Here is a 24,335-nt window from a genome sequence, read left to right as displayed (position 1 = left end):
ATTCATTTTTCCGGCAGCGAACCATGGCCCGTATCGTCAACTGTGTGAAACTGAAGCGTGAAGCCGAAGGACTGGACTACCCGCCCTATCCCGGTGAACTCGGCACCCGCATCTGGCAAAGCATTTCCAAGGAAGCCTGGGAAGACTGGAAAGGCGTGCAGACCCGCCTGGTGAACGAAAACCGCCTGAACCTGGCCGACGCCCGCGCACGCAAGTATCTGCAGCAGCAAATGGAACGCTATCTTTTCGAAGACGGCAGCGTCGAAGCCGACGGCTACGTTCCGCCCTCGGCCTGATCCGGCCCGCCCCCGCCGCGCCCGCAGGCGCGCGGCTCGGCAAAGCCCCTCGCATGCGAGGGGCTTTGTTTTTGCGGCATGCCGGCATCCGTCCTGCCCGAGTGTCTTCCGAGCGTCAATCGCACACCGGCCAAGGCCTTAAGATTCAAAGAATGCCGACCGTATTAAAGCTGTCATGAAAGAAGAATCGCGCCCGCCCATCAGTCCCGACCCGTCCCCTGTCATCGCGCGCGCCTTGCAGATCGAACCCGACCGCAAGACCGGCACGCTGCAAGATGTGCGCCACGTCGTGATCCTGATGCAGGAAAACCGGTCCTTCGACCATTACTTCGGCACGCTGCCCGGCGTGCGCGGGTTCGCGGATCCGCATCCCGCGCCCACCCGCGCGGGCACGGTGATGACGCAGACCGATGGCCAGGCGCGCTGCCGCCCCTACGATCTGCAGGCGGAGGTTCCCAGCGACAAGCCCGTCGGCTACATCACGCCGCATACCTGGGACGACTCGCAGCGCGCCTGGAACGACGGCCGCATGGACCAATGGCTGTCCGCCAAGAGCCGGCTGGGGCTGGGCGTCTACCGCAGCGCCGACGTGCCGTTTCAGACCGCCCTGGCCAACGCCTTCACGCTGTGCGATGCCTATCACTGCTCGATCCAGGCAGGCACCAATCCGAACCGGCTGTTCCTGTGGACCGGGACGAACGATCCGCTGGGCGCGGCCGGCGGACCCGCGCTGGTCAACACCTTTGACCGGCTGGGCCCCGCGGGCGAAGGCTACGCCTGGACCACGTACCCCGAGCGTCTGCAGGACGCAGGCGTGGATTGGCGCATCTACCAGGACATGGCGGACAACTACAACGACAATCCGCTCGCGGGATTCCGGCAGTACCGGCGGCAACACGCGGGCAGCGCCGGGGACGCGCCGCTGCGCGACCGCGCGCTGGCCACCCGCACGCTGGACGACCTGGCGCGCGATGTGGCGCAGGGCACGCTGCCCGCCGTCTCGTGGATCATCGCGCCCACGGCCGACTCGGAGCATCCCGAAGTCTCCTCGCCCCGGCGAGGCGGCGCCTATACCGAGCGGGTGCTGGACATCCTGACGGCCAGTTCCGACACCTGGAGCCGGTGCGTGCTGTTCGTCACCTACGACGAAAACGATTGCTTCTTTGACCACATGCCCCCGCCCGCGCCGCCGGCGCGACATCCGGACGGCGAGTCGGGCGGCCTGTCGACCGTGGAGCTGGACGGCGAATACCACGACGCGCGGCAGGGTCCCAGCGCGTCCACGGCCGACGATCCGGCCGGCATGCACGGGCGCGCCTTCGGCCTGGGGCCGCGCGTGCCGATGCTGGTGGTATCGCCCTGGAGCCGCGGCGGGTGGGTCAATTCGCAGGTGTTCGACCACACCTCGGTCATCCGATTTCTGGAAATGCGGTTCGGCGTGGCCGAACCCAACATCAGCGCCTGGCGGCGCTCGGTGGCCGGCGACCTGACGACGGCATTCGATTTCGCTGGCGACCGGAATTCGCATCACCCGGACAGCAACCGCCACACCTGTCCCCTGCCCTACACGCTGGAGGCCGTGGGCCAGATGGCGGCCGACGGCGAACACTACCGCCTGACGCTGCGCAATCCGGGCAGCGCGGGCGCCGTGTTGCACGTGTACGATCGGCTCGCGCTGGCGCGCGCGCCCCGGCGCTACACGGTCGGTGCGGGCGCGCGCCTGGACGACGGCTGGAAGCTGGGCGCGGACCGCAGGTACGACCTCTGGCTATTGGGCCCGGACGGCTTTCACCGGCAGTTCCGCGGCGATGCCCGCGATGCGGGCACGCTGGAAGCGCAATTGGTGCCCGTCACCTCGGGCCTGCGCCTGCGGCTCGTGAACCACGGCGACGAGCCGCAACCGGTGCTGGTGGAATCACAGATGAACGATGGCTGGCGCGCGATGGCGCACGTACCCGCGGGCGGCGCGGTCGAACTCAAGTACGCGGGTTGCGAGGGCTGGTACGACCTGGAAGTCAGTGCGCCGGCCATGCCGGTCTTTGGACGCCGGCTGGCGGGCCGCATCGACGGCGGCAAGCCGGGTGTGCCGGATCCCCGGCTGTGCCAGGGAGCGGCGCTGCCGCTGTGAAGCGGCAGCCGGTCTTGCCGTTTACTGGTCCGAGGTATCCTCGGATTCTTCTTCGCCGCGCGCCAGGCGCTCGGTGTTCTTCACGCCGGTGTGGCGCACGTCGGCGCCCTTGACCATGTAAATCACGCGTTCGGACATGTTCTTGGCGTGGTCGCCAATGCGTTCGAGCGCACGCGCGATGAAGATCATGTCGATGGCGCGCGAGATCGTGCGCGGGTCTTCGATCATGTACGTGATCAGGTGGCGCAGCGCGCCCTTCCATTCCTTGTCGACTTCCTTGTCGCTGCGCACGACGGCGGCGGCCTGGATGGGGTCGAGACGGGCGAACGCGTCCAGCGCCTGGTGCAGCATGTTGCGCACGTTGGCGGCCATGTGGCGCAGTTCGATCACGGGAATGTGGCGCAGTTCGCCTTCGTGGACACGGCGGGCGACGGTGGCGACCTTCTCGGCCTCGTCGCCGGAGCGTTCCATGTCGGTCAGCATCTTGGACACGGCCATCAGCATGCGCAGGTCGATGGCGGTGGGCTGATGCCGGGCCAGGATGCGGCTAATGCTCTCGTCGATCTCGACTTCGTGGCGGTTGACTTCCTTTTCCCGCTCGCGCACCTTTTCAACCAGCGTCATGTCGCCGCTGGCCAGCGCATCGATCGCCTCCTGGATCATGGCTTCCACCACGCCGCCCATTTGCAAGAATTGCGAACGGACGCTTTCCAGATCGGCGTCGAACTGCTTGTTTGTATGCTCCGTCATCCGGGCTCCCTGCGTGGTTGATCTCATTGCATTGCCCCGAAGTTGAGAGAAGTTACGAGATGGGCCTGCACAACCGGCAAGGTTATGACCCAAGTGTGACAGGATTATGAATGGCGGCCCCGCCCCCCGCAAGGCGGTTCGGCGGGACCAGCCTTGGCCGCCGGAATCAGGCGCGGCGGTCCAGGCGGCGGATGCCGTTCTGGGTGGCCAGCAGGGCCACGTCGGCGCCGGACAACGCAAACAGGCCGCAGGTCACGACGCCCGGCAGGTTGTTGACGATGGCTTCGAACGCGGGCGCGTCCGAGAGGGTGAGTCCCGACACGTCCAGGATGATGTTGCCGTTGTCGGTGACAAAGCCGTCGCGCAGGCGGGGCTGGCCGCCCAGCGCGGTCAGCGCGCGGGCCACGGACTCGCGCGCCATCGGGATGACCTCGAGCGGCAGCGGGAACTTGCCCAGCGTCTGCACCAGCTTGGATTCGTCGGCGATGCAGATGAAGCGCTCGGCCACCGAGGCCACGATCTTCTCGCGCGTAAGCGCCCCGCCGCCGCCCTTGATCATGTGCAGGTCGGCGTTGATCTCGTCGGCGCCGTCCACGTAGATGGGCATGGTCGAGACGTCGTTCAGGTCCAGCACTTTGAGGCCGTGGCCGGCAAGGCGCGCCGCGCTGCGCTCGGAGCTGGCGACCGTTCCGCCGATGCGGCCCTTGAATCGCGCCAGGCCGTCGATGAACAGGTCGGCGGTGGAACCGGTGCCCACACCGATGATGACGTCCGGGCCGGCGACCTGTTCGACGAATTCCAGGGCCGCGTCGGCGGCTTGCTGCTTGAGTTCTTGCTGGGAGAGCATGGCGGTAGAAGTGCGGAAAAGTTGCTTGAGCCGGGAAATTTAGCATGCGGCGATGGCGGGCCAGGCGCGCGCCAGGATCGCCGGCGTGGCGACGCCCGGCGTGTCGACGCCAGATGTATCGTCTCCCGCGCCCAGTTCGCCGAACATGCCGCCCGTCTCCCGCAGGCGGCTGGCGACGAAGGCCTGCGACACGGCGGCGGGCGCGTGCTCGATGAGCAGCGCGGCCTGCCACAGGCGCGCCAGCCCGGCGGCGATGCGGCGCGCGTGGAATTGCGCGTGCTCGCCATCCGCCAACATGGCGCGCCAACGCGCCAGCGCCGCGTCGAAATCCTGGTACTGCCCTGCGGCGCGGGCCAATTCGGCCTCCAGCGCCGGCAGCGCATCGGGTTCGCGTTGCAGCGCCCGCAGCACGTCCAGCGCCATGACATTGCCCGAGCCTTCCCAGATCGAATTGACGGGCGTTTCGCGGTAAAGGCGCGGCATGGGGCCTTCCTCGACGTAACCGTTGCCGCCCCAGACCTCCATGCACTCGGCCACGGCGGCAACCGCGCGCTTGCAGACCCACAGCTTGGCGGCCGGCGTGCCCACGCGCACCAGCGCGCGCGCGCCCGCGTCGGCGCGCTCGTCCACGGCACGCGCCAGACGCAGCGCCAGGACCATGGCCGCTTCGCTTTCCAGCGCCAGGTCGGTCAGCACATTGCGCATCAGCGGCTGTTCGACCAGCGGCTTGCCGAAGGCCTGGCGGTGCAGCGCGTGGTGCGCCGACTGCGCCAGCGCCTGGCGCAGCAGCGCCGCGCTGCCCAGCACGCAGTCCAGCCGAGTGGTGCCCGCCATCTCCAGCAGCACCGACAGGCCACGGCCGGGCTCGCCGACCATCACGCCCCAGGCATCCTCGAATTCGACTTCCGAGCTGGCGTTGCTCCAGTTGCCCAGCTTGTCCTTCAACCGCCGCACGCGCACCGCGTTGCGCGGGCCATCCGGTATCCAGCGCGGAACGAAAAAGCAGCTCAGCCCCTCGTCGGTCTGCGCCAGGACCAGGTGGGCGTCGGCCTGCGGCACCGAAAAGAACCATTTGTGCCCCACGAGCTGATACGCGCATCCGCGGCCGGGCGCACCCAGCGGCATGGCGCGCGTGGTGACCGCGCGCAGGTCCGAACCGCCCTGCTTTTCGGTCATGCCCATGCCGATCAGCGCGCTGCGCTTGGCGGCAAGCGGCGCGTCGCTGCCATCGAACTCCCGCGCGTACAGGGCCGGCAGCCACTGCCCGGCAAAGTCCACCACGCCGGCGGGCTCGCGTTGCAGCAGCGGCACGGCGGCAAAAGTCATGGTGGTGGGGCATAGCGTGCCGGCCTCGACCTGCCCCTGCATCAGATAGGCAGCCGCGCGCGCCACCTGCGCGCCCGGCGCGGGCTGCATCCACGCGCGGCTATGCAGGCCGCGCGCCATGATGCCGCTCATCAGCACGTTCCAGGCGGGGTGGAATTCGACGCGGTCCACGCGATGGCCGGCCCGGTCGTAAGTGACCAGGCGGGGCGGACAGCGGTTGGCCTCGGCGCCGGCGGCCAGCGTCTGCGCGCGGCCCAACCAGGCGCCGTGCGCAGCAAGATCGCCCGCCCAGGCCTCGGCGCCCTCGCGCCGCACGGCCTCGCGCAGCGCCGGATCGGTGTCGTACAGGGAATAGTCTTCCAGGGGCGGCACCTGGTTGAACACGGTATGCGTCGCGAACGATGACATGCGATCTCCCTGGTTTGGCCGGCCCGCGCGGGGCGGCGGCGCCCGGTGGCGGCTATCGGGCCATGGGCGCCGTCAAAGGCCAGGGCCGCAGCGTTTCGACCTGGGCAGCCAGCTCCAGCAATTGCGCCTCGGCGCCGAGCGGACCCATTACCTGGATACCAATGGGCAGCCCGTCCGCGGACATGCCGAAGGGGATCGAAATGGCGGGCATGCCGGTCAGGTTGGCCAACGGGGCGAATGGCGAATAGCCGATGACGCCTTTCTTGCCCAGACGGTAGGCCAGATAGTCGGCGTTGTCCATGGCGTAGCGGCCGATGGGCGCGGGCGGCAGCGCCAGGACCGGACTGAGGAACAGGTCGTAGCCCTGGGCGCCGTCGCGATGCAGGAAGCGCCCGATGCGGCGGGTGATTTCGTGGCAGGTGTCCACGCAGGCCACGTACTGCGCGCCCGAGATGGCGCGGGCGTACTCGCGCGCGCCGAGCGTGGTGGGCTGCAATTCGTCGGCGGCCAGGCGGCGGCCGCGCGCGGCGACAAAGCTGTCGATGGCGTTGGCGGCCGCGCTGGCGATCAGGGGCAGCATCGGCGACAGGACTTCCTCGGAGCCGACGGGCGGCGCGGCGGGCACCAGTTCATGCCCCAGCGCCGCGAAGAACGCGGCGGCCTCGTCCAGCGTGGCGGCGACATCGGGATGGATCGCGCCGCCTTCGTAGGTGGTGTTGATGAACGCGATGCGCCGGCGGGGCGCCGCGCGCGGATCGGCGGCAACGCGAGCCACCACGCCACGATAGGATTGCGCGGGCTGGACGGGCGCCGCATAAGGCGCACCCACGTCCGCGCCCGCGCTGATGTCCAGCGCCGCCGCGCAATCGCGCACTGACAGCGTCATCATGTGTTCGGTGGCCAGGCCGCCCCACCCTTCTCCTTTCAGCGGACCCAGCGGCATGAGGCCGCGCGAGGGCTTGAGCCCCAGCACGCCGCAGCACGAGGCGGGAATGCGGATCGAGCCGCCGCCATCGCTGCCATGGGCGATGCGCACCATCCCGCTGGCCAGCGCCGCCCCGGCGCCGCCGCTGGAGCCGCCCGCGCTATGACCCTTTTTCCAGGGGTTCTGCGTGGCCGGGCCATAGACCGGCGATTCCGTCGTGGGGCTCAGGCCAAGCTCGGCGCTGGTCGTGCGGCCAAACGGAATCAGCCCGGCGCGGCGACAGCGCTTGACGATGTCGGCGTCGAGGTTCCATTGGACCTTGCCATACAGCACTGACCCCATCATGCTGGGCAGGCCGATGGCGGCCGTGGCCAGGTCCTTGAGCAGGGTCGGCACGCCCAGAAATGGCCGGTCGCGCAGCAGCGCCCGGCGTTGTTCGGACGTCAGCGACGCAAGTTCGGCGTCCATCGCCTCTGCCAGCCGCAAGCCGGCCTCGGCCTGCACGCCGCAGGCGGCGTTGATGGACGGATTGCGGGCCGCGACGCTGTCCACCGCCTGCTGCATGGCAGCCAGCGCCGTGGTGGCGCCCAGGGCGATATCGGCGCCCAGCGCCGTCGCGTCGAGAGAAGAGGAATCATGGCGTTCGGCGATGCTCATGCTGACGATGCTCCAGGTATCGACGGCGAAGTGCCGCATGCATGAGGATATCGGCTGCGAGAGCGGGCAACAAGCGCGCGCCGGGGCGGACGGGGCCCCGGACTTCGGTGTCCCCGCCTCAGACGCCGCCGGCGGACGGTGCGCGGGCGTCGTCGGGGTCGTCGTCGGGGTCGGCGGCGTCCGCCGTGCTGGCGCCCAGCAAACGCAGGGCATCGGCTTCGGGCAGGGCCTCCACGCCCTTCAGGTTGCGCAGCATGGCGCGCGTGCGGACCTCGGTCTGGCCGATCTTGTTGCTGGCGGTGTCCAGGGTCTTCTTGACGCTGGCCAGCGATTCGCCGAACTTGCCGAACTCTGTCTTGACGGCCCGCAGCACCTGCCAGACCTCGGAAGAACGCTGTTCGATCGCCAGCGTGCGAAATCCCATCTGCAGGCTGTTCAGCAGCGCGGCCAGATTGCTTGGCCCCGCCACGTTGACCCGCAGGTCGTGCAGCTTGTCCAGGAGGCCGGGGCGGCGCAGCACCTCGGCATACAGGCTTTCCGTGGGCAGGAACATGATGGCGAAATCGGTCGTGTGCGGCGGCGCGATGTACTTGCCGGCAATCAGCCGCGCCTGCACTTCGACCGCGCGGCCCAGCGCGGCCCCGGCCGCCTTCACGCCTTCGGCGTCGGCCGCTTCCTGCGCATCCATCAGGCGCTCGTACTCTTCCTTCGGAAATTTGGCGTCGATCGGCAGCCAGACGGGATCGCCGCCATCGCCGCGCCCCGGCAGCCGGATGGCGAACTCGACGGCGGCATCGCTGCCCGGCACGGGCTTGACGTTGCTGGCGTACTGATCCGGCGTCATGTTGTCTTCGATCAGCCGCGCCAGTTGCACTTCGCCCCACGTGCCGCGCGACTTCACGTTGGTCAGCACACGCTTGAGGTCGCCGACCCCGGCCGCCAGCGCCTGCATTTCGCCCAACCCCTTGTGCACGGCTTCAAGGCGGTCCGACACCAGCTTGAAGGACTCGCCCAGGCGCTGCTCCAGGGTGGCGTGCAGCTTTTCGTCGACAGTGCGGCGCATTTCATCGAGCTTGGCGCTGTTGTCCGATTGCAGCGACTGCAGCCGTTGATCGACCGTGGCGCGCACTTCCATCAGGCGCCGCTCGTTGATCTGGATGAGGCCCTGCAGTTGCTCCGAGAACCCCGCGGCAAAGCGCGCCAGCGATTCGGCGGACTCGGCGCGGGCGGCCTGCGCATCGCGCGACAGCCCCGCGCGCAGGTCGCCATGCGACTGCGCCAGCTCCTGACGCAGCCCGCGCGTGGATTCTGAAAACTCGCTGCGCAGGCCGCGCTGGCCTTCGGCGATGTCGGCGCGCAGCGCGCGCTCGGTTCTTTCCAGGCCTTCCAGCAAAGCCTCAAGGCGGGCGTCCGACGCGGACGGACGCAGCCAGGCCAGCACCGCGGCCACGAAGGCAAGCACCGCGCCACCCGCGGCGACCCAAAGCAGAATGTCGTTCAAGAAAGGGCTCTCCAAAGCGCGAATTGTAGGTCGCATTCTGCCCCCGTTTCCAGCCGACGCGGCGGGCGCGAAGACGCGGCGGGAGCAACCGGATTAAACTGGCGGCCATCCGAATGAATCGCCCCGCTTCTTTGAACTCTGCCGACCGCCCCGCCAGCACGCCTCCCGTGTCATATCAATCCGTGTTCGGACCGCTGAACCTGGATTCGGCCACGCCGCTCGCGACCGGCGGGGACCGGCACATTTTCCAGCACCCGCATTCCCCGTCCCTGCTCGTCAAGGTCATGGACATGCGCGCGCGGGCGATCTACCTGGAAGCCAGGCCGTTCAAACGCTGGTACAAGCAATATCAGCGCGAAAGCGCCTACCGCGTCTACCTGAACGAGATCTCGGAATACGTCACCACCACGACTCGCCCCTCCGGCGTGTGGCAGGTGCCCATGGCGCGCATTTTCGGTGTGGCGCAGACCTCGCTTGGGCTGGGACTGGTTGTCGAAAAGATCACGGACGAGGCGGGCAACATGGCGCCTACCTTGACCGAACTTGCCATGAAGGGTCAGTTTGACGAGGCCCTGCGGGCGCAGCTGGACGAATTCTTCGACGACCTGGCCGACGCGCACGTGGTGGTGCATGACATGTCCAGCAGCAACATCGCGGTGGGCCTGAACGCCGACGGCAAGAAGGGGCTGTACCTGATCGACGGCTTCGGCGTGCTGCCGCTGATTCCGCTGTATGCCTGGAGCAAGCGCCTGAACCGCCGGCGCCTGCAGCGCAAGTACGCCGAACTGCGCGAATCGCTTGCCCGGCGCGTCCGCGAAGCCGGCCTCTAACCGCCGGCCGGCGCCTCGGGCAGCACGATGCCCTGCCGGTCCACCCACACATAGTCCTGTCCCGCGCGCTGGCCGCGCCGCAGCGGGTTGCGCGTGCAGAAGGCGGCGTAGGCCGGATCCACGAACCGGTAGCTCAGGTGCTCGTCGCGCCCCGTGGGGATGCCCAGGCGCGTGGTGCAGATCAGATACGGCGGGGACTCGCCCACGTCTTCGACGTACAGGGCCTCGGGATCGAAGCGGCGCGCATCCCACTCGGGCACTTTCAGGCCCAGCGACCGGCATAGCAGGGTCTGCCCCGCACAGAGCGCGCCCAAAGCCCGGGGCCGTCCTTGCGCATCGGGATTGAGCTCGCGCATCCGGTCCAGGGCTTCGGGGCCGGACAGCGCGTCGGTCCACGGATAGGCGGACTTGATCAGCACCGCGTTGCCGGGGCCGCCCGCGCTGAAGTTCAGCGAATCGCCCCCGCGGGCGTAATACATGTAGATGGTGCCGCCGTCCATGAACAGGGCGCGGCGCTTGTGGGTGTAGCCCAGCGAGGCATGGCTGCCCCGGTCTTCCAGATAGTAGGCCTCGGTCTCGATGATGCGGGCCGACAGCCACAGGCCGCCAACCCGGTGGCGGATCACCTTGCCGGGTAACTCGCGCGCCAGCTGGGCCGCATCGCGGTCGAAGAAGGCGTCCGGCAGGGCCCGGCCGGGCCCGCCTCCGGCCTCAGGCGAAACGTTCGCCGTAGCGCTTTTCACTGAAACCAACACTCACCTCGCCATCCGGCGTGACCGTCACCGGACGGCGCACCAGCGCCGGGTATTCGGCGATCAGCTTGGTCCACTGGGCGTCGGTGTGCGCGGTCTTGCGGTCTTCGGGCAAATTGCGCCACGTCATCGAGGCGCGGTTGACCAGCTTTTCCCAGCCGCCGACCTGCTCGGCCCAGGATTTGAGCGTCGCGGCCGCCACCGGATTGTCGCGATAGTCCACGAAGGCGTGGTCGACGCCGTGCTCGGTGAGCCAGTCGCGCGCCTTCACGCACGTGCTGCATTTGGTCAGGCCATACAGGGTGGTTTGCGTCATTTGGATTCGGACTCCTTGCGCCATTGCATGCGGTTGGCGAGGATCACGCACGTGCCCACCGCCAGGATGAACAGGGTGGCCAGCGCGTTGATCTCGGGCTTCAGGCCCAGCCGCACCCGGGAGAAGACCTCCATGGGCAGCGTGCTGGAACCGGGGCCGGACAGGAACGACGCGATGACGACGTCGTCCAGCGACAGCGTGAAGGCGAGCAGCCAGGCCGACGCCAGCGCGGGCGCGATGAGCGGCAGCGTGATCTTGAAGAACACCGTGATCGGGGTGGCGCCCAGATCCAGCGCGGCCTCTTCCAGCGAGCGGTCCAGGTCCCGGATGCGGGTCTGGATGACGACAGCCACGAACGCCATGCACAGCGTCACGTGCCCCACCCAGATCGTGAACATGCCGTTCTGCTCGGGCCAGCCCAGCGCACCGCGAACTTCGACGAACATCAGGAGCAGCGAGATGCCCAGCACGACCTCGGGGATCACCAGCGGCGCGCTCAGCATGCCGACGTAGAGCGCAAAGCCGCGAAAGCGCCCCATGCGGCCCAGCACGTAGCCGGCCCAGGTGCCGATGACGACCGCCGCGGTGGCCGTCAGCACGGCAATGCGGAACGACAGCCAGGCGGCGCGCAACAGCGCGTCGTCGTTGGCCAGCGAGTGATACCAGCGCAGCGAGAACCCCGTCCACGACGTGACGGACGGCGACTCGTTGAACGAAAACACCATCAGGCTGATGATGGGCACGTACAGAAAGAAGTAGCCCAGCCCCAGCACCACGGCGCGCAGCGTCTTGTTCGGACCGTTCATTTGCGGCCTCCCCCCTGCTGCTTGACCTGGCTGTACTGGAAGTACACCAGCGGCACGAGCAGCAGCAACACCATCACGCACGTCACGGCCGACGCCATCGGCCAGTCGGCGTTGTTGAAGAATTCATTCCACATCACGCGGCCGATCATCAGCGTGTTGGCCCCGCCCAGCATTTCCGGGATCACGTATTCGCCGACGGCCGGGATGAAAACGAGCATGGCGCCCGCGATCACGCCCTGGCGGGACATCGGGACCGTGATCTGCCAGAACGCCTGCCAGGGTTTGGCGCCCAGGTCATAGGCGGCCTCCAGGAGGCGCAGGTCCATCTTCACCAGCGTCGCGTACAGCGGCAGGATGAAAAACGGCAGATAGGCGTAGACCATGCCGATGTACACGGCCAGGTCGGTGCGGTAGATCTCGAGCGGACTGGAGATCAGGCCCAGGCTCTGCAGCAGGTTGTTGAGCAGGCCGTCGTTGCGCAGGATGCCCACCCAGGCATACACGCGCAGCAGCAGCGAGGTCCAGAACGGCAGGATCACCGCCAGCAGCAGCAGGTTGCGCACGCGCGCCGACGAACGGGCAATGTAGTACGCGATGGGATAGCCGATCAGCACGCAGACCACCGTGGTGATGCCGGCGATCTTGACCGAGCTGAGGTACGTGCGGAAGTACTGGTTTTCCGTGAACAGCAGGATGTAGCCGCGCAGGTGCAGGCTGAACTGGATCGCCTCGTCCTGGAACTGCGCCAGCGACGTATACGGCGGGATGCCGAACTTCATTTCGGCAAAGCTGATCTTCAGCACCAGCAGGAACGGCACCAGCAGAAACAGCACCAGCCAGGCGAACGGCGGCACCACCGCCAGTGCCCGGCCCGACGGGAGCCAGTCGCGGGGCGAAAAACGGATCATGACGCAAGCACCGTCGCGCTGTCGGCGTCCCAGCTGACGAATATTTCTTCGTCGATGCCCGGCGCATCCATCTGGGCAAGGAGCCGGCTGGGCACGCTGGCCTCGACCGTCTTGCCGGAATCCAGGCGGATCTGATAGAGGGCGTAGCTGCCCATCCAGGCCATGTGGCTGACCATGCCGTGCGCCCAGTTGTAGTCGCCATCGGGCTGCTCGCGCGACACCAAGAGGCGCTCGGGGCGGATGGACACGTGCACTTCCATGCCCAACGGCTCGCTCACGCCGTGGTTCACGTAAAGCGGCCGGGTCAGCTCGGCGCATTCGATGGCGACGTGGTCGGGCTCGTCGACCACGATGGTGCCGGTGAACATGTTGGTCGACCCGATGAAGCTGGCGACAAAGCGCGAGTTCGGGAACGCGTAGACGTCCTGGGGCGTGCCGCACTGGACGATCTGGCCTTCGGTCATGACGGCCAGGCGGTGCGCCATGGTCATGGCTTCTTCCTGGTCGTGGGTGACCATGATGCAGGTCACGCCGACCTGCTCCAGGATCTTCACGAGTTCGATCTGCGTCTTTTGGCGGATCTGCTTGTCCAGCGCCGACATGGGCTCGTCCAGCAGCAGCAGCTTGGGACGCTTGACCAGGCTGCGCGCCAGCGCCACGCGCTGCTGCTGCCCGCCCGAGAGCTGGTTGGGCTTGCGGCGCGAATAGCCCGCCATCTGCACCAGGTCCAGGGCCTCGAACACGCGGTCATGGATTTCCGCGCGGTCCACGCCTTCCTGCTTCAGGCCAAAGGCCACGTTGGCCTCGACCGTCATGTGCGGGAACAGCGCGTACGACTGGAACATCATGTTCACGGGCCGGCGGTACGGCGGCACGCTGGTGATGTCCTCGCCGTCCAGCAGGATCTGGCCCGAGGTGGCTTCCTCGAAGCCCGCCAGCATGCGCAGCAAGGTGGACTTGCCGCTGCCCGAGCTGCCCAGCAGCGCGAAGATTTCATTGCGTTTGACGGACAGGTTGACCGAGCGCACGGCCACCACGTCGCCAAAGATCTTTACCACGTCGGAAACCCGGACGAACTCGTCCGGGTCCGCCGCGTGCTGCGCCGAGTAACGGCTATCGTTCATGATGACTAATTTCCCAACTTCAGCTCGGACCACAACTTGTTCTGCAGACGTGAAATGTTCAAGGGCAGCGCCTTGATCACGTACAGGGTCTTGGAGACCTCGGCGGGCGGGTAGATCATGGGATTCTCAGCCACATCCTTGTTCACGTACTGCCGCGCCTCTTTGTTGGCGTTGGGATAGAACATGGTGTTGGTGATGGCCGCATGGACCTTCGGCGTTTCGATGTAGTTGATGAAGGCCAGCGCCTCTTCGGGATGCGGCGCATCCTTGGGGATGACCATCAGGTCGAACCACGCCGGCGCGCCGCCCTTGGGAATGAAGTAGTTCACTTCATAGGGCTTCTTGGCGTCCTGCGCGCGCTTGCGGGCGATCATGACGTCGCCGGAAAAGCCGTAGACCATGCACAGGTCGCCCACGGCCAGCTCGTCGATGTAGCCCGACGAACTGAACTGGCGGATATACGGGCGGATCTTCTTCAGCACTTCCATCGCGGCCTGGTAGTCGGCGGCGTTGGTGCTGTTGGGGTCCTTGCCCAGGTACTTGAGCACGGCCGGGAAGACCTGCGCGGCTTCGTCCAGCATCGAGATGCCGCACTCCTTGAGCTTGGCGGCGTTCTCGGGCTTGAAGATCATGTCCCAGCTGGCCAGGTCCACGTCGTCGCCCATGATCTGCTTGACCTTGGTGACGTTGTAGCCCAGGCCGTTGGTGCCGTAGCCCCACGGAATGGCGTGTTCGTTGCCGGGATCGACCGTGGCGACCAGCGCCATGATTTCGGGATCCAGGTACTTCCAGTTGGGGATCTTGGACTTGTCCAGCTTCTGGAACAGGCCGGCTTCGATCTGGCGCGAGGCGTAATGAGTGGACGGGACAACGACGTCGTAACCCGACTTGCCGGCCAGCAGCTTGGCCTGCAAGGCGTCGTTGCTGTCATAGACGTCATAGCGGACCTTGATGCCGGTTTCCTTTTCGAAACCCGGGATCGTGTCCGGGGCCGTGTATTCGGCCCAGTTGTAGACGTTGACGACCTTGTTCTGCGCCACCGCCGCCGATGTCGCTGCCGCAGCCAGCACCGCGCCGAGCGCCCAGCGCATTCCCGCCTTCAGTTCCATTATGTCCAGCCCCCTTGCTCTATGCCGTTTATGACAGGAGTACCAAAAGGCGAAATGATAAAGCCTTTTAGCGCTGACCCGCCCAACTTTGGGGGGTAATTGGCGCAATTGCCCCCGTGGCGGCCACGCGCCGGCGGGCCGGCGGTCAGGGCTGGATGCCGATGCCCCAGGCCGTCCAGTAACTGTCGCGCAGGCGCATCCAGAAACGGTCGCCGGCCTCGCCAGCCACCTTGCGCAGCGACCGGCGCAGCCGGTCCAGATTGGCCTGGCGCTGACGCTCGGACAGCGCGCCCTGCGTGCCGCGGTCGAAGTCGATGAGCCAGACCCGGCCGTCGTTGCCGATGAGGATGTTGAAGGCGTTCAGGTCGGCGTGCCAGACGCCCGCCCGGTGCATGCGGACGATGGCGTCGGCCACCGGCTGCCATAACGGTTCGGTCAGCGCCTGCGCCAAGGGCCGCACGCCGGGGATGCGCTCGACCACGATGGCGGCGCGGTAGATCGGGCCCTGACGCCAGTAGGCCGCCGCCAGCGGGGCGGGCACCGGCAGCCCTTGCGCGCGCAGCGCGGCCAGCAACCGGTATTCGCGGAAGCTTCGGGTGCGCGACTCGCCGTTCCACAGATACGCGTCGCGGCTGATGCGGGCGATCATGCCGCCGCGGCGATAGCGCCGCAGCACGCCCTGCCAGCCCTGCCCCTCCACGAACCACGCGGCCTGACGTCCGCCGGCATCCACGGGCCGCGCCCGGTCGCCGTAATGCGCGGGATTGAAGACTTCCGGCCCCGCGTCGGCCACGCGCCGCGCGTCGCTGAGCATGGCCCCGGCTAGCGGACCATCCCAGGCGGTGCGCCGCGCGCCGGATCGATCGTCACCCTGCACGATTGCGCATCCAGTCGGCAACGCCGTAGAACGATTCGAGCAGCCGCTCGATCAGGACGGGCTCGATGCCCTCGTCTTCCATCGCGCGTCCGATGCAGGCCACCCATTGGTCGCGCTCGACCTCGCCGATGGAAAACGGCAGGTGGCGCGCCCGCAGGCGGGGATGGCCAAAGCGTTCGATGTAGTGGTCGGGCCCGCCGAAGTATCCGCACAGGAACCAGAAGAGCTTGTCGCGCGCCTCGTCCAGGCTGGGGCCGTGGGCGGCGCGCAGTTCCTTGAGGTCGGGCTCCATGTCCATCAGGTCATAGAAACGGTCGACGAGGGCGCGCACGCCGGCTTCGCCGCCAAGAAGGTCAAACATGGTGCGGGAATTTTCCACGGGTTCTGTAATGGTGTGGACGCGGGACGTCATCAGGTTTCTCGAAGGGTGACGAGCGGCGGTGTGCGCAGCACGCCGCGCAGGGCAAGCGCGCCGCCCGCCCAGGCGCCCAGCATGCCGGCGCCGATGCCGGCGAGCCACGGCCAGAGGCTGAGGGTAATGGTGAAGTCGAACACCTGCGTTGACAAAACCCAAGCGATCGCCGTGGCGCCAGCCGCCGCCAAAAGGCCGGCCAGCCCGCCCACCGCCCACAGTTCGATGCGCTGGGAACGGGCAAGCTGACGGCGCGTGGCGCCGAGCGCGCGCAGCACCGCCGCCTCGCGCATCCGCTCGTCGCGCGTCGCGGTCAGCGCCGCGGACAGCACCAGCACGCCGGCGGCCAGGGTGAACAGGAACAGGAGCTGCACCGCGCGGCCCACTTCATTCAGCACGGATTGCAACTGCTGCAGGATGGCGCCCACGTCGAACACCGTCAGGTTCGGAAACTCCCGCACCAGCGCGGGCAGCACCGCCGCCTTGTCAGGCGGCAGGTAAAAGGACGTGATCCAGCTTTGAGGCATGTCGGCCAGAGCGGCGGGGGTCAGGATGGCGAAAAAATTGACGCGCATCGTATCCCAATCCACCCGGCGGATGCTCGAGACGGCCACTTCGACCTGCTGGCCGGCCACGTCGAACGTCATCTTGTCGCCCAGCCCGATGCGCAGGGACTGCGCCAGCCCCGCCTCCAGCGAGACCTCGGCCGAACCCGGCGCCAGCCAGCGGCCCTGCTCGATGCGGTTGGAAGACGGCAGCTCGTCGCCATAGGACAGGTTGAATTCGCGGTCCACCAGGCGCTTGGCGCGCGGTTCTTCGTAGTCGTCCGGTCCCACCGGCTTGCCGTTGACCGCGATCAGCCGGCCACGCACCATCGGCGATAACGTGATGCGGCCCAGCCCTTCGCGCGTCAGCGCATCGGTCACGGCTTGGCGCTGGTCTGGCTGCACGTTGATCAGGAACCGGTTGGGCGCGTCCGGCGGCATGGTGCGCTGCCACCCCTGGATCAGATCGGTGCGGGTCATGGTCAGCAGCAGCAGCGCCATCAACCCGACAGCCAGCGCGCAGACCTGCGTGATCGTGGCCGCCCGGCGGCGCACCACGCCCGCCAGCGCAAAGCGCAGCGCGGGAAACCCGGCCGCCAGACGGCGCACCCGCGCCAGCCCCAGGATGCACAGCCAGGCCACCAGGGCGAACACGCCGAAGGCCCCCAGGAAGCCGCCCGCCACCACGCCGCCCAGCTTGGCGTCGCCCGCGAACCACCAGATCAGGAGCGCGAACCCCGCCGCGCCCAGCACGTAACCGAAGGCGCTGCGGGCGCTGATCGTGTCCGCGTCGCGCCGCAGGACGCGGGCGGGCGGCACGTGCCGAAGCTGCGCCAGCGCGGGCAGCGCAAAGCCCAAGAGCAGCAGCAGCCCGGTCAACAGGCCCTGCAGCGCCGGAATGGCCGACGGCGCCGGCAGCGTGGTATCGATCAGCGACCCCAGCAGCATTACCAGCACCTGGTGCACGCCAAAGCCCAGCAGGCAGCCGGCCGCGGACGAGAACAGGCCAACCAGCGTGAATTCCAGCGTCAGCATCCGCGCGACCTGCGACTGCACGGCGCCCAGGCAGCGCATGACCGCGATGCCGTCGCGGTGCCGCGTCATGTAGCGCCCCGCCGCCAGCGCCACGGCCACGGCCGAGATCAGCACCGCCAGCAGCGCCACCAGCGACAGGAACCGCTGCGCGCGGTCCAGCGTGCGGCGCACTTCGGGGCGGCCCGACTCCAGCGTGGCGATCTTCTGGCCGCGCTTGAGGTTCTGGTTCAGCCAGGCGGAATACCCGGCCACGGCGTCCGGCTGGCCGGCGATCAGCATGGCATAACCGATGCGGCTGCCCGGCGCGATCAGGCCGGTGGCCGGCAGGTCGCTGGCGCGCAGAAGCACGCGCGGCGCGACGTTGACGAACTGCATGCCCTTGTCCGGTTCATAGGTGATGACGCGGTCGATGCGCAGGTGGGCGTCGCCCACATTGAGCGTGTCGCCCACCTTCAGGTTCAGCAGGGCCAGCAGCTGCGCGTCGACCCACACCGCGCCTTCGGGCGGCACGTCGCGCGTGGGCGTGTCGGGCGCGAACGGCGCATCCGCCACCCGCAGCGCGCCGCGAAGCGGATAGCCGGGTTCCACGGCCTTCAGGGCGGCAAGCTGAGCGCCGTCGCCAGCGCCCACCATGGACGGAAACTGCCATGTGCTGGACACGGTGAGGCCGCGCTCGCGCGCCTGATCCTTGAAGGCGGCCGGCACGGGCTCGTCGGCATCCAGCACCAGATCGGCGCCCAGCATCTGGCCGGCGTCGCGTTCCAGCGCGCGTCCGACACGGTCCGCCAGAAAGCCCACGCTGGTGACCGCCGCCACCGCCACGACCAGGGCCAGCACCAGGAGGCGCAGTTCGCCGGCACGCGCATCGCGCATCATCATCCGGGCGCCCAGGCGCAGGGTGGACCAGAAACCGGGGCGCTTGGCCTGTGACATATCAGGGAAATCCATCATTCAACTATGTTAGCCAACGGTAAGAAAGCGATCTGATTCCCGATATCATCCCGGGGCGGGAGGCAAAGCCGCCCTTAAAGATAACCAATTCCGGAGAAGACAATGCGTAAATCCTGGCTTGCGGCCACGATTCTGGCCGCCTGCGCGGCCGCCACATCCCTGCCCTCGGCGGCACAGACCACCCTGAAGATGGCCTACGCCCTGTCGACCTCGTCGCACTACGGCGCCGGCGCCGACGCGATGGCCAAGTCCATCGAGGCCTCTTCCAACGGCAAGTTCAAGGTCCAGCAATTCGCCAACAGCGCGCTGGGCGGCGAACGCGAGGTCATCGAGGGCCTGCAGATCGGCACCATCGATCTCGCGATCGTTTCGACCGGTGCAACCCTCAATTTTGTTCCCGAAACCGGCGTTTTCGATATCCCCTTCCTCTTGCGCGACCTGCCGCACGCCCGTGCCGTGCTCGACAGCAAGATCGGCCAGGACATGCTGGCCAAGTTCCCCAGCCGCGGCATCGTGGCGCTGGCCTGGGGCGAACAGGGCTTTCGCCACCTGACCAACAACGTGCGTCCGGTCAAGACCCCGGCGGATGCCAAGGGCCTGAAGATCCGCACCACGGAAAACCCCATCCACATCACCGCCTTCCGCCAGATCGGCATCCTGCCCACGCCGATGGCCTGGCCCGAAGTGGCCACCGCCCTTCAGCAGGGCACCATCGACGGCCAGGAAAACCCGCTGTCCGTGATCACGTCGGCCAAGCTGTCGCAGATGCAGAAGTACCTGTCGCTGACCGGCCACGTGTACGGCCCGGCCCTGGTGCTGATGTCGGCCAACGTCTATGAAGGCCTGTCGGCCGCCGACAAGGCCAACTTCGACAAGGCCGGCAAGGAATCGGCCCAGGCCATGCGCGCCTACGTCGACAACATCGAGAAGACGGGCGTCGAGCAACTGAAGAAGGAAGGCATGCAAGTCACCGAAGTGGACCGCGCCGCCTTCGCCGCCGCCGTGGAACCGGCCTACCCCGAGTACTACAAGAAGTTCGACAAGAAGCTGATCGACTCGATCCGCGACACCAAGTAAGCCGGCGCGGCCCCCGTGGCGGGGCCGCTCGCCTGACGGCGGGGCCGGCTTTCGCCGCGCGCCCGCCCTATTTTTTCGCGACTTTCGCCAACGGACTTCACCATGCGTTTGCTCTGCGCCTTCGACCGCGGCCTGTTCAAGCTGGTCTCGGCATTCGCCCAACTCCTCTTGGTCGCCGCCGCAGCGGCCGCGTTCTATCAGGTCATCGCCCGGTTCGTGCTGCATTCGCCCGCCGACTGGAGCGAGGTCCTCACCCGCGCGCTTCTCATCTGGACCGTGCTGCTGGGCGTGGCCCTGGCCTTCCGCCACGGCGCCATGATCAGCGTGGAACTGCTGCGCAACATGCTGGGCGGCAAGCGGCGCCGGGTACTGGAAGCCATCATCGGCCTCATCTGCGCCGGTTTTCTCGGCTTTCTGGCCTGGATCGGCGGCAACATGACCTACCGCGTGCGTTTCCAGAACGTGCCGAGCCTGGACATCTCGATTTCCTGGATCTACCTGGCGATCCCCGTGGGCGCCACGCTGGCGGCCATCGCCGTGCTGGCCCGCTGGTGCGCCGGCGACGAAGAAGACGTGCCCGTGCGCAACGACGCGCAAGGCTGAGCCGCCCCTTATCGAACCTGAGCAGCAGAAATCGCCATGTCCCAATTAATGATTGTCTCGATGCTGATTTTCTTCGGGCTGTCCGTGCCGGTCGCCGTGTCGATCGGGCTGGCCAGCCTGGCGGGCGTCGGCGCCGCGGGCCTGCCCTGGCTGGTCGTCGCGCAGCAGTTGTTCGCCGCGCTGGACAAGTACCCGCTCGTGGCCATCCCCTTCTTCATCCTGGCCGGCAACCTGATGGAAGCCGGCGGCATCTCCGAACGCATGGTGGAATTCGCCAAGAGCGTGGTGGGCGGCATCCAGGGCGGCCTGGCCTGCACCTGCGTGCTGACCTGCATGATCTTCGCGGCGGTCGCCGGCTCCAGCGTGGCCACCACCTTCGCGGTCGGCGCGATCCTGATCCCCGCGATGATCCGGCACGGCTATCCCGCCCCCTTTGCGGCGTCATTGCAGGCCAGCGCGGCGGAACTTGGCGTCATCATTCCGCCGTCGATCCCGATGATCCTGTTTGCCGTGTCCACCGACACGTCCACCGGCGAGCTGTTCATCGCCGGCGTCATGCCCGGCATCCTGATCGGGGTGGCGCTGATGTTCTACGTCTGGCTCTACGCCAAGCGCAACAACCTGGGCAAGCGCGACGGCGAAGGCCGCCTGCCGCTGTGGCCGTCGTTCAAGCGCGCGTGGCTGGCGCTGCTGATGCCCGTCATCATCCTGGGCGGCATCTACGGCGGCGTCTTCACGCCGACCGAGGCCTCGGTCGTGGCCGTGATGTACGCCGTCTTCGTGGGCAAGGTCATCTACCGCCGCCTCACGTTCCGCCAGTTGTCGGACACGCTGCACAAGTCGGTTGTGTCGACCGCGGTCATCATGTTCGTGATCGCCAACGCCGGCCTGTTCAGCTTCCTGCTCAACCGCGCCGGCATTCCGGACGCGCTGGGCACGTGGCTAGCCCAGGTTTTCGACACAAAGTTCGGATTCCTGATGGGCGTGAACGCGGCGCTGTTCGTCATCGGCATGTTCATCGAGACCTCGGCGTCGATCGTCGTGCTGGCCCCGCTGCTGCTGCCGGTGGCGCTGCAGTTCGGCGTGGACCCGGTGCACTTCGGCATCATCATGGTGGTCAACCTGGCGCTGGGCATGATCACGCCGCCGTTCGGGGTGAACCTGTTCGCGGCCTGCGCGGTGGCCAAGCTGCCGCTCGAGCGTATCGTCAAGCCGCTGGTGCCCTTCGTCGGCGTCGTGATCCTGTGCCTGATGGTCATCACCTATTGGCCAGGACTGTCGCTGGGACTGCGCGACCTGGTCTACGCCAAGTGATATGCCTGCCGCCGTGCGGGCCAGCGCCCGCGCGGCGGGTAGCGCCCGGCCCGCCCGATGGGCGTGCAGGGCCGCAGAATGAGAAAAGCGCCCGGTTGGGGCGCTTTTTCGTTCTGGGGGCCTAGATTTCGCGTTCTTCCGTCTTGAGGTTGTTGTCGCGGGCGAAATCCACCACGAACTTGTAGGCCAGCGGCTCCAGGTCGCGCAGGCGCAGGTCGACCACGATCCCGCGCACGCCATCGATCACGACGGGCAGCACATAAGGCGAATAAGTGAGGTGGTTACCAGCACAGCCGGCCGGCCGGAACTGTGCCATTACGCCGGCGAGCCGTTCTGCCCAATCGCTGGGGCGGAAACGGCTACCGCTTTCGGTAACGCCATGAATTACGAATTGTCTGACGCGAGTTGCCATGTGTTCTTCACTGCGGGACGCCTTTCACGAAAGCCGGATCTTCGGCGTGATCAAACATGCGTGCCGCGCCGCGAATTGTATATGATTGATCCTTTGCCCTCTTTCAAACCGCGATTCGCCCCCGATTCGCCCCTTGGAAGCGGGCACGCTGTCGATGCCATTCCCCCAGGAGGATCCGCGATGAGCTCGCCTCTGGCCAATATCTATGCCCGGCTGCCGGTATCGTTCACGCACGGCCAGGGTGTCTGGCTGTGGGACGCTGACGGCCGAAAGTACCTGGATGCCCTGGCCGGCATCGGCGTCTCGTGCCTGGGCCATGCCCATCCCAAGCTGGTCGCCGCCATCACCGAGCAGGCCGCCCGGGTCATCCATACCTCCAACATCTACGAAATCCCCCAGCAGACAGCGCTGGCCGCCCGGCTGACGGCGCTGTCCGGCATGCAGGAAGTCGCGTTCAACAACAGCGGCTCCGAAGCCAACGAAGCGGCCATCAAGCTCGCCCGGTACTACGCGTACCAGCGCGGCAACAAGCACGCCCACATCATCACGATGGATTCGTCCTGGCATGGCCGCACGCTGGCCACGCTGGCGGCCACCGGCAGCGACAAGGCGCGCAAGGGCTTCGAACCCCTGCCCAGCGGCTTCATCCAGGTGCCGTACAACAACCTGGACGCGGTGCGCGCCGCGGGCGACGCCGAGCCCCGCACCGCCGCGGTGCTGCTGGAAGTCCTGCAGGGCGAAGGCGGCATCCGCCCGTCCGACATTGCCTACCTGCAAGCACTGCGCCAGTTGTGCACCGAGCGCGGCTGGCTGCTGATGATCGACGAAGTGCAGTCCGGCATCGGACGCACCGGCAAGTGGTTCGCGCATCAATGGGCCGATATCCGTCCCGACGTCATGACGCTGGCCAAGGGGCTGGCGGGCGGCGTGCCCATCGGCGCGATGCTGGCGGCAGGCCCCGCCGCGGGCGTCTTCACGCCGGGCAGCCACGGCACCACGTTCGGCGGCGGACCGCTGGTGTGCGCCGCGGGCCTCGCGGTGCTCGATGCGCTGGAATCCGAAAACCTGCTTGAAAACGCCCATGCCGTGGGCGAATACCTGAAAGACCGCCTGGCCGGCGCGCTGGCCGGCACGCCCGGCGTGGCCGACATCCGCGGCCGCGGCCTCATGCTGGGCATCGAACTGGCCCGCCCCTGCGGCGTCCTGGCGCTACGCTCCCTGGAAGCGGGCCTGCTCATCAACGTCACGCGCGACCGCGTCATCCGCATGCTGCCGCCGCTGATCCTGACCCGGGAAGAGGCCGACCAGATCGTCGCCCTCCTGGTTCCGCTCATCCAACAGTTCCTGGCCGAAAAACCATAATCAACGTCCCTGCCGGGCCACGAGCCTGGCCGGGCCCAATGACCTGCGACATCAACATGACTCCTCCCACGACTCAAAACGGCCCGCTGCGGCACTTCCTGCAGTTCAAGGACTTCTCGTCCGCCGAGATCGCCTACGTGCTGGACCGCGCGCGCCTGATCAAGGAAAAGTTCAAACGCTATGAGCCCCACATGCCGCTGCACGACCGCACGCTGGCAATGGTGTTCGAAAAGGCCAGCACGCGCACCCGCGTGTCGTTCGAGGCCGGCATGTACCAGATGGGCGGTTCGGTGATCAACCTGACGTCCAACGACTCGCAACTCGGCCGCTCCGAGCCCATCGAAGACACCGCGCGCGTGATCTCGCGCATGGTCGACATCGTCATGATCCGCACGTTCGAGCAGACCCGCATCGAGCGCTTCGCGTCGCATTCGCGCGTGCCCGTGATCAACGGCCTGACCAACGAATTCCACCCCTGCCAGATCCTGGCCGACATCTTCACCTACATCGAGCACCGCGGCCCCATCGCCGGCAAGACGGTCGCCTGGGTGGGCGACGCCAACAACATGGCCTACACGTGGCTGCAGGCGGCCGAGATGCTGGGCTTCACGCTGCACGTGTCCACGCCGGCCGGCTACGAACTTGAAGCCGCCCGCATCGGCACGCCGCCCGACAAGGTGCTGCGCCAGTTCAAGGATCCCATGGAGGCGTGCAAGGGCGCGCACCTGGTCACGACCGACGTCTGGACCAGCATGGGCTACGAAGCCGAAAACGAAGAGCGCCGCGCCGCGTTTGCCGACTGGTGCGTGGATGCCGAAATGATGGCCGCCGCCGACCCGCAGGCCGTCTTCATGCACTGCCTGCCCGCCCATCGCGGCGAGGAAGTGACCGGCGAAGTCATCGACGGCCCGCAGAGCGTGGTCTGGGACGAGGCCGAGAACCGCCTGCACGTGCAGAAGGCGCTGATGGAATTCCTGCTGCTGGGTCAGGTCGACTGACGCCCTCCCACAGGTAAAAAGGGGCCCGGACATCGCGCGATGTCCGGGCCCCTTCACTTTTGTGGC

23 protein-coding genes are annotated in these 24,335 nt (G+C 67.4%); 8 read left to right on the top strand and 15 right to left on the bottom strand.

The genetic code is table 11. The features are described from left to right. Positions 1-23 precede the first annotated feature (23 nt). Positions 24-296 (top strand): oxidative damage protection protein, encoded by a 273-nt coding sequence (locus ASD87_RS09115; RefSeq protein WP_056320154.1) that lies wholly within the window; start codon positions 24-26, stop codon positions 294-296. A 175-nt stretch (positions 297-471) separates the two neighbouring features. Next, positions 472-2,424, top strand: coding sequence for a phosphocholine-specific phospholipase C (locus ASD87_RS09110; RefSeq protein ID WP_056320151.1), 1,953 nt, complete (start codon positions 472-474; stop codon positions 2,422-2,424). 21 nt (positions 2,425-2,445) lie between these two features. Here the strand turns inward: ASD87_RS09110 and phoU are convergent, their stop codons facing one another. The 5 genes from phoU to rmuC form a co-directional block, all read right to left on the bottom strand. Then, positions 2,446-3,174 carry a phosphate signaling complex protein PhoU gene (phoU, locus tag ASD87_RS09105; protein ID WP_056320149.1) on the bottom strand — a complete coding sequence of 243 codons (729 nt, stop codon included), beginning with the start codon at positions 3,172-3,174 and terminating at the stop codon, positions 2,446-2,448. Between the two features lie 166 nt (positions 3,175-3,340). Next, positions 3,341-4,021 (bottom strand): ribose-5-phosphate isomerase RpiA, encoded by a 681-nt coding sequence (rpiA, locus tag ASD87_RS09100; protein ID WP_056320147.1) that lies wholly within the window; start codon positions 4,019-4,021, stop codon positions 3,341-3,343. A gap of 39 nt (positions 4,022-4,060) precedes the next feature. Continuing rightward, a complete protein-coding gene (locus tag ASD87_RS09095; protein WP_056320144.1) occupies positions 4,061-5,755 on the bottom strand; it encodes an isovaleryl-CoA dehydrogenase in 1,695 nt (564 codons plus the stop codon). Between the two features lie 52 nt (positions 5,756-5,807). Further along, positions 5,808-7,376 carry an amidase gene (locus ASD87_RS09090; RefSeq protein WP_235512666.1) on the bottom strand — a complete coding sequence of 523 codons (1,569 nt, stop codon included), beginning with the start codon at positions 7,374-7,376 and terminating at the stop codon, positions 5,808-5,810. Positions 7,377-7,455: 79 nt separating this feature from the next. After that, positions 7,456-8,874 carry a DNA recombination protein RmuC gene (gene rmuC / locus ASD87_RS09085; protein WP_369818516.1) on the bottom strand — a complete coding sequence of 473 codons (1,419 nt, stop codon included), beginning with the start codon at positions 8,872-8,874 and terminating at the stop codon, positions 7,456-7,458. A gap of 77 nt (positions 8,875-8,951) precedes the next feature. Here rmuC and ASD87_RS09080 point away from each other — a divergent pair, with 77 nt between their 5' ends. Further along, positions 8,952-9,668: a PhoP regulatory network YrbL family protein gene (locus tag ASD87_RS09080; protein ID WP_056320136.1), complete on the top strand. Its 717-nt coding sequence runs from the start codon at positions 8,952-8,954 to the stop codon at positions 9,666-9,668. Here the strand turns inward: ASD87_RS09080 and ASD87_RS09075 are convergent. The 9 genes from ASD87_RS09075 to ASD87_RS09035 form a co-directional block, all read right to left on the bottom strand. After that, positions 9,665-10,411: a DNA-3-methyladenine glycosylase gene (locus ASD87_RS09075; protein ID WP_056320133.1), complete on the bottom strand. Its 747-nt coding sequence runs from the start codon at positions 10,409-10,411 to the stop codon at positions 9,665-9,667. The genes ASD87_RS09080 and ASD87_RS09075 overlap by 4 nt on opposite strands. Then, positions 10,380-10,736, bottom strand: a complete 357-nt coding sequence (locus tag ASD87_RS09070; RefSeq protein WP_056320131.1) for a Spx/MgsR family RNA polymerase-binding regulatory protein — start codon at positions 10,734-10,736, stop codon at positions 10,380-10,382. The genes ASD87_RS09075 and ASD87_RS09070 overlap by 32 nt, the downstream gene beginning before the upstream one ends. Further along, entirely contained in the window at positions 10,733-11,542 is an 810-nt protein-coding gene (locus ASD87_RS09065; RefSeq protein ID WP_056320129.1) for an ABC transporter permease subunit, read from the bottom strand. Before ASD87_RS09065 ends, ASD87_RS09070 begins: the two co-directional genes overlap by 4 nt. Beyond that, entirely contained in the window at positions 11,539-12,450 is a 912-nt protein-coding gene (locus ASD87_RS09060) for an ABC transporter permease subunit (RefSeq protein ID WP_056320126.1), read from the bottom strand. Before ASD87_RS09060 ends, ASD87_RS09065 begins: the two co-directional genes overlap by 4 nt. Beyond that, positions 12,447-13,574 (bottom strand): ABC transporter ATP-binding protein, encoded by a 1,128-nt coding sequence (locus ASD87_RS09055; RefSeq protein WP_056320123.1) that lies wholly within the window; start codon positions 13,572-13,574, stop codon positions 12,447-12,449. The genes ASD87_RS09060 and ASD87_RS09055 overlap by 4 nt, the downstream gene beginning before the upstream one ends. A gap of 5 nt (positions 13,575-13,579) precedes the next feature. Beyond that, the gene (locus ASD87_RS09050) at positions 13,580-14,683 is read right to left on the bottom strand and encodes a polyamine ABC transporter substrate-binding protein (protein ID WP_056320119.1); all 1,104 of its coding nucleotides are present in this window, start codon (positions 14,681-14,683) and stop codon (positions 13,580-13,582) included. A 145-nt stretch (positions 14,684-14,828) separates the two neighbouring features. Further along, on the bottom strand, positions 14,829-15,560 hold the full coding sequence (locus tag ASD87_RS09045; protein WP_056320118.1) for a 3-deoxy-D-manno-octulosonic acid kinase: 732 nt from the start codon (positions 15,558-15,560) through the stop codon (positions 14,829-14,831). After that, positions 15,550-15,972 (bottom strand): group II truncated hemoglobin, encoded by a 423-nt coding sequence (locus ASD87_RS09040; RefSeq protein WP_081100832.1) that lies wholly within the window; start codon positions 15,970-15,972, stop codon positions 15,550-15,552. Before ASD87_RS09040 ends, ASD87_RS09045 begins: the two co-directional genes overlap by 11 nt. Next, positions 15,972-18,503, bottom strand: coding sequence for an ABC transporter permease (locus tag ASD87_RS09035; protein WP_082586242.1), 2,532 nt, complete (start codon positions 18,501-18,503; stop codon positions 15,972-15,974). Before ASD87_RS09035 ends, ASD87_RS09040 begins: the two co-directional genes overlap by 1 nt. A gap of 102 nt (positions 18,504-18,605) precedes the next feature. Between ASD87_RS09035 and ASD87_RS09030 the strand changes: the two genes are divergently transcribed. The 3 genes from ASD87_RS09030 (at position 18,606) to ASD87_RS09020 (ending at position 21,497) form a co-directional block, all read left to right on the top strand. Beyond that, positions 18,606-19,580 (top strand): TRAP transporter substrate-binding protein, encoded by a 975-nt coding sequence (locus tag ASD87_RS09030; protein WP_056320112.1) that lies wholly within the window; start codon positions 18,606-18,608, stop codon positions 19,578-19,580. Between the two features lie 102 nt (positions 19,581-19,682). Further along, positions 19,683-20,183, top strand: coding sequence for a TRAP transporter small permease (locus tag ASD87_RS09025; RefSeq protein WP_056320109.1), 501 nt, complete (start codon positions 19,683-19,685; stop codon positions 20,181-20,183). Positions 20,184-20,219: 36 nt separating this feature from the next. Then, positions 20,220-21,497: a TRAP transporter large permease gene (locus ASD87_RS09020; protein WP_056320107.1), complete on the top strand. Its 1,278-nt coding sequence runs from the start codon at positions 20,220-20,222 to the stop codon at positions 21,495-21,497. 121 nt (positions 21,498-21,618) lie between these two features. Here the strand turns inward: ASD87_RS09020 and ASD87_RS09015 are convergent, their stop codons facing one another. Beyond that, positions 21,619-21,909, bottom strand: coding sequence for a DUF3579 domain-containing protein (locus tag ASD87_RS09015; RefSeq protein WP_013392635.1), 291 nt, complete (start codon positions 21,907-21,909; stop codon positions 21,619-21,621). A 180-nt stretch (positions 21,910-22,089) separates the two neighbouring features. Between ASD87_RS09015 and ASD87_RS09010 the strand changes: the two genes are divergently transcribed. Both ASD87_RS09010 and argF read left to right on the top strand, forming a co-directional pair. Next, on the top strand, positions 22,090-23,271 hold the full coding sequence (locus tag ASD87_RS09010) for an aspartate aminotransferase family protein (protein WP_056320105.1): 1,182 nt from the start codon (positions 22,090-22,092) through the stop codon (positions 23,269-23,271). A gap of 56 nt (positions 23,272-23,327) precedes the next feature. Next, on the top strand, positions 23,328-24,269 hold the full coding sequence (gene argF / locus ASD87_RS09005; protein WP_056320238.1) for an ornithine carbamoyltransferase: 942 nt from the start codon (positions 23,328-23,330) through the stop codon (positions 24,267-24,269). The last annotated feature ends 66 nt before the right edge of the window (positions 24,270-24,335 follow it).

Source organism: Achromobacter sp. Root170, from assembly GCF_001428165.1.
GTDB classification, from domain to species: Bacteria; Pseudomonadota; Gammaproteobacteria; order Burkholderiales; family Burkholderiaceae_B; genus Achromobacter; species Achromobacter mucicolens.
The sequence above is the reverse complement of the archived record's forward strand: the minus strand, read 5'-3'. Positions and strand labels throughout refer to the sequence as shown.

Excerpts from the sequence above, each read along its gene's own strand:
- ASD87_RS09060 (WP_056320126.1), bottom strand. The coding sequence starts at position 12,450 with ATGATCCGTTTTTCGCCCCGCGACTGGCTCCCGTCGGGCCGGGCACTG.
- ASD87_RS09065 (WP_056320129.1), bottom strand. The coding sequence starts at position 11,542 with ATGAACGGTCCGAACAAGACGCTGCGCGCCGTGGTGCTGGGGCTGGGC.
- ASD87_RS09020 (WP_056320107.1), top strand. The coding sequence starts at position 20,220 with ATGTCCCAATTAATGATTGTCTCGATGCTGATTTTCTTCGGGCTGTCC.
- ASD87_RS09095 (WP_056320144.1), bottom strand. The coding sequence starts at position 5,755 with ATGTCATCGTTCGCGACGCATACCGTGTTCAACCAGGTGCCGCCCCTG.
- ASD87_RS09015 (WP_013392635.1), bottom strand. The coding sequence starts at position 21,909 with ATGGCAACTCGCGTCAGACAATTCGTAATTCATGGCGTTACCGAAAGC.
- ASD87_RS09115 (WP_056320154.1), top strand. The coding sequence starts at position 24 with ATGGCCCGTATCGTCAACTGTGTGAAACTGAAGCGTGAAGCCGAAGGA.
- ASD87_RS09010 (WP_056320105.1), top strand. The coding sequence starts at position 22,090 with ATGAGCTCGCCTCTGGCCAATATCTATGCCCGGCTGCCGGTATCGTTC.
- ASD87_RS09090 (WP_235512666.1), bottom strand. The coding sequence starts at position 7,376 with ATGCGGCACTTCGCCGTCGATACCTGGAGCATCGTCAGCATGAGCATC.
- ASD87_RS09040 (WP_081100832.1), bottom strand. The coding sequence starts at position 15,972 with ATGACGTCCCGCGTCCACACCATTACAGAACCCGTGGAAAATTCCCGC.
- ASD87_RS09025 (WP_056320109.1), top strand. The coding sequence starts at position 19,683 with ATGCGTTTGCTCTGCGCCTTCGACCGCGGCCTGTTCAAGCTGGTCTCG.
- rpiA (WP_056320147.1), bottom strand. The coding sequence starts at position 4,021 with ATGCTCTCCCAGCAAGAACTCAAGCAGCAAGCCGCCGACGCGGCCCTG.
- ASD87_RS09055 (WP_056320123.1), bottom strand. The coding sequence starts at position 13,574 with ATGAACGATAGCCGTTACTCGGCGCAGCACGCGGCGGACCCGGACGAG.
- ASD87_RS09035 (WP_082586242.1), bottom strand. The coding sequence starts at position 18,503 with ATGATGGATTTCCCTGATATGTCACAGGCCAAGCGCCCCGGTTTCTGG.
- ASD87_RS09050 (WP_056320119.1), bottom strand. The coding sequence starts at position 14,683 with ATGGAACTGAAGGCGGGAATGCGCTGGGCGCTCGGCGCGGTGCTGGCT.
- ASD87_RS09110 (WP_056320151.1), top strand. The coding sequence starts at position 472 with ATGAAAGAAGAATCGCGCCCGCCCATCAGTCCCGACCCGTCCCCTGTC.
- phoU (WP_056320149.1), bottom strand. The coding sequence starts at position 3,174 with ATGACGGAGCATACAAACAAGCAGTTCGACGCCGATCTGGAAAGCGTC.
- ASD87_RS09070 (WP_056320131.1), bottom strand. The coding sequence starts at position 10,736 with ATGACGCAAACCACCCTGTATGGCCTGACCAAATGCAGCACGTGCGTG.
- argF (WP_056320238.1), top strand. The coding sequence starts at position 23,328 with ATGACTCCTCCCACGACTCAAAACGGCCCGCTGCGGCACTTCCTGCAG.
- rmuC (WP_369818516.1), bottom strand. The coding sequence starts at position 8,874 with ATGCGACCTACAATTCGCGCTTTGGAGAGCCCTTTCTTGAACGACATT.
- ASD87_RS09080 (WP_056320136.1), top strand. The coding sequence starts at position 8,952 with ATGAATCGCCCCGCTTCTTTGAACTCTGCCGACCGCCCCGCCAGCACG.
- ASD87_RS09030 (WP_056320112.1), top strand. The coding sequence starts at position 18,606 with ATGCGTAAATCCTGGCTTGCGGCCACGATTCTGGCCGCCTGCGCGGCC.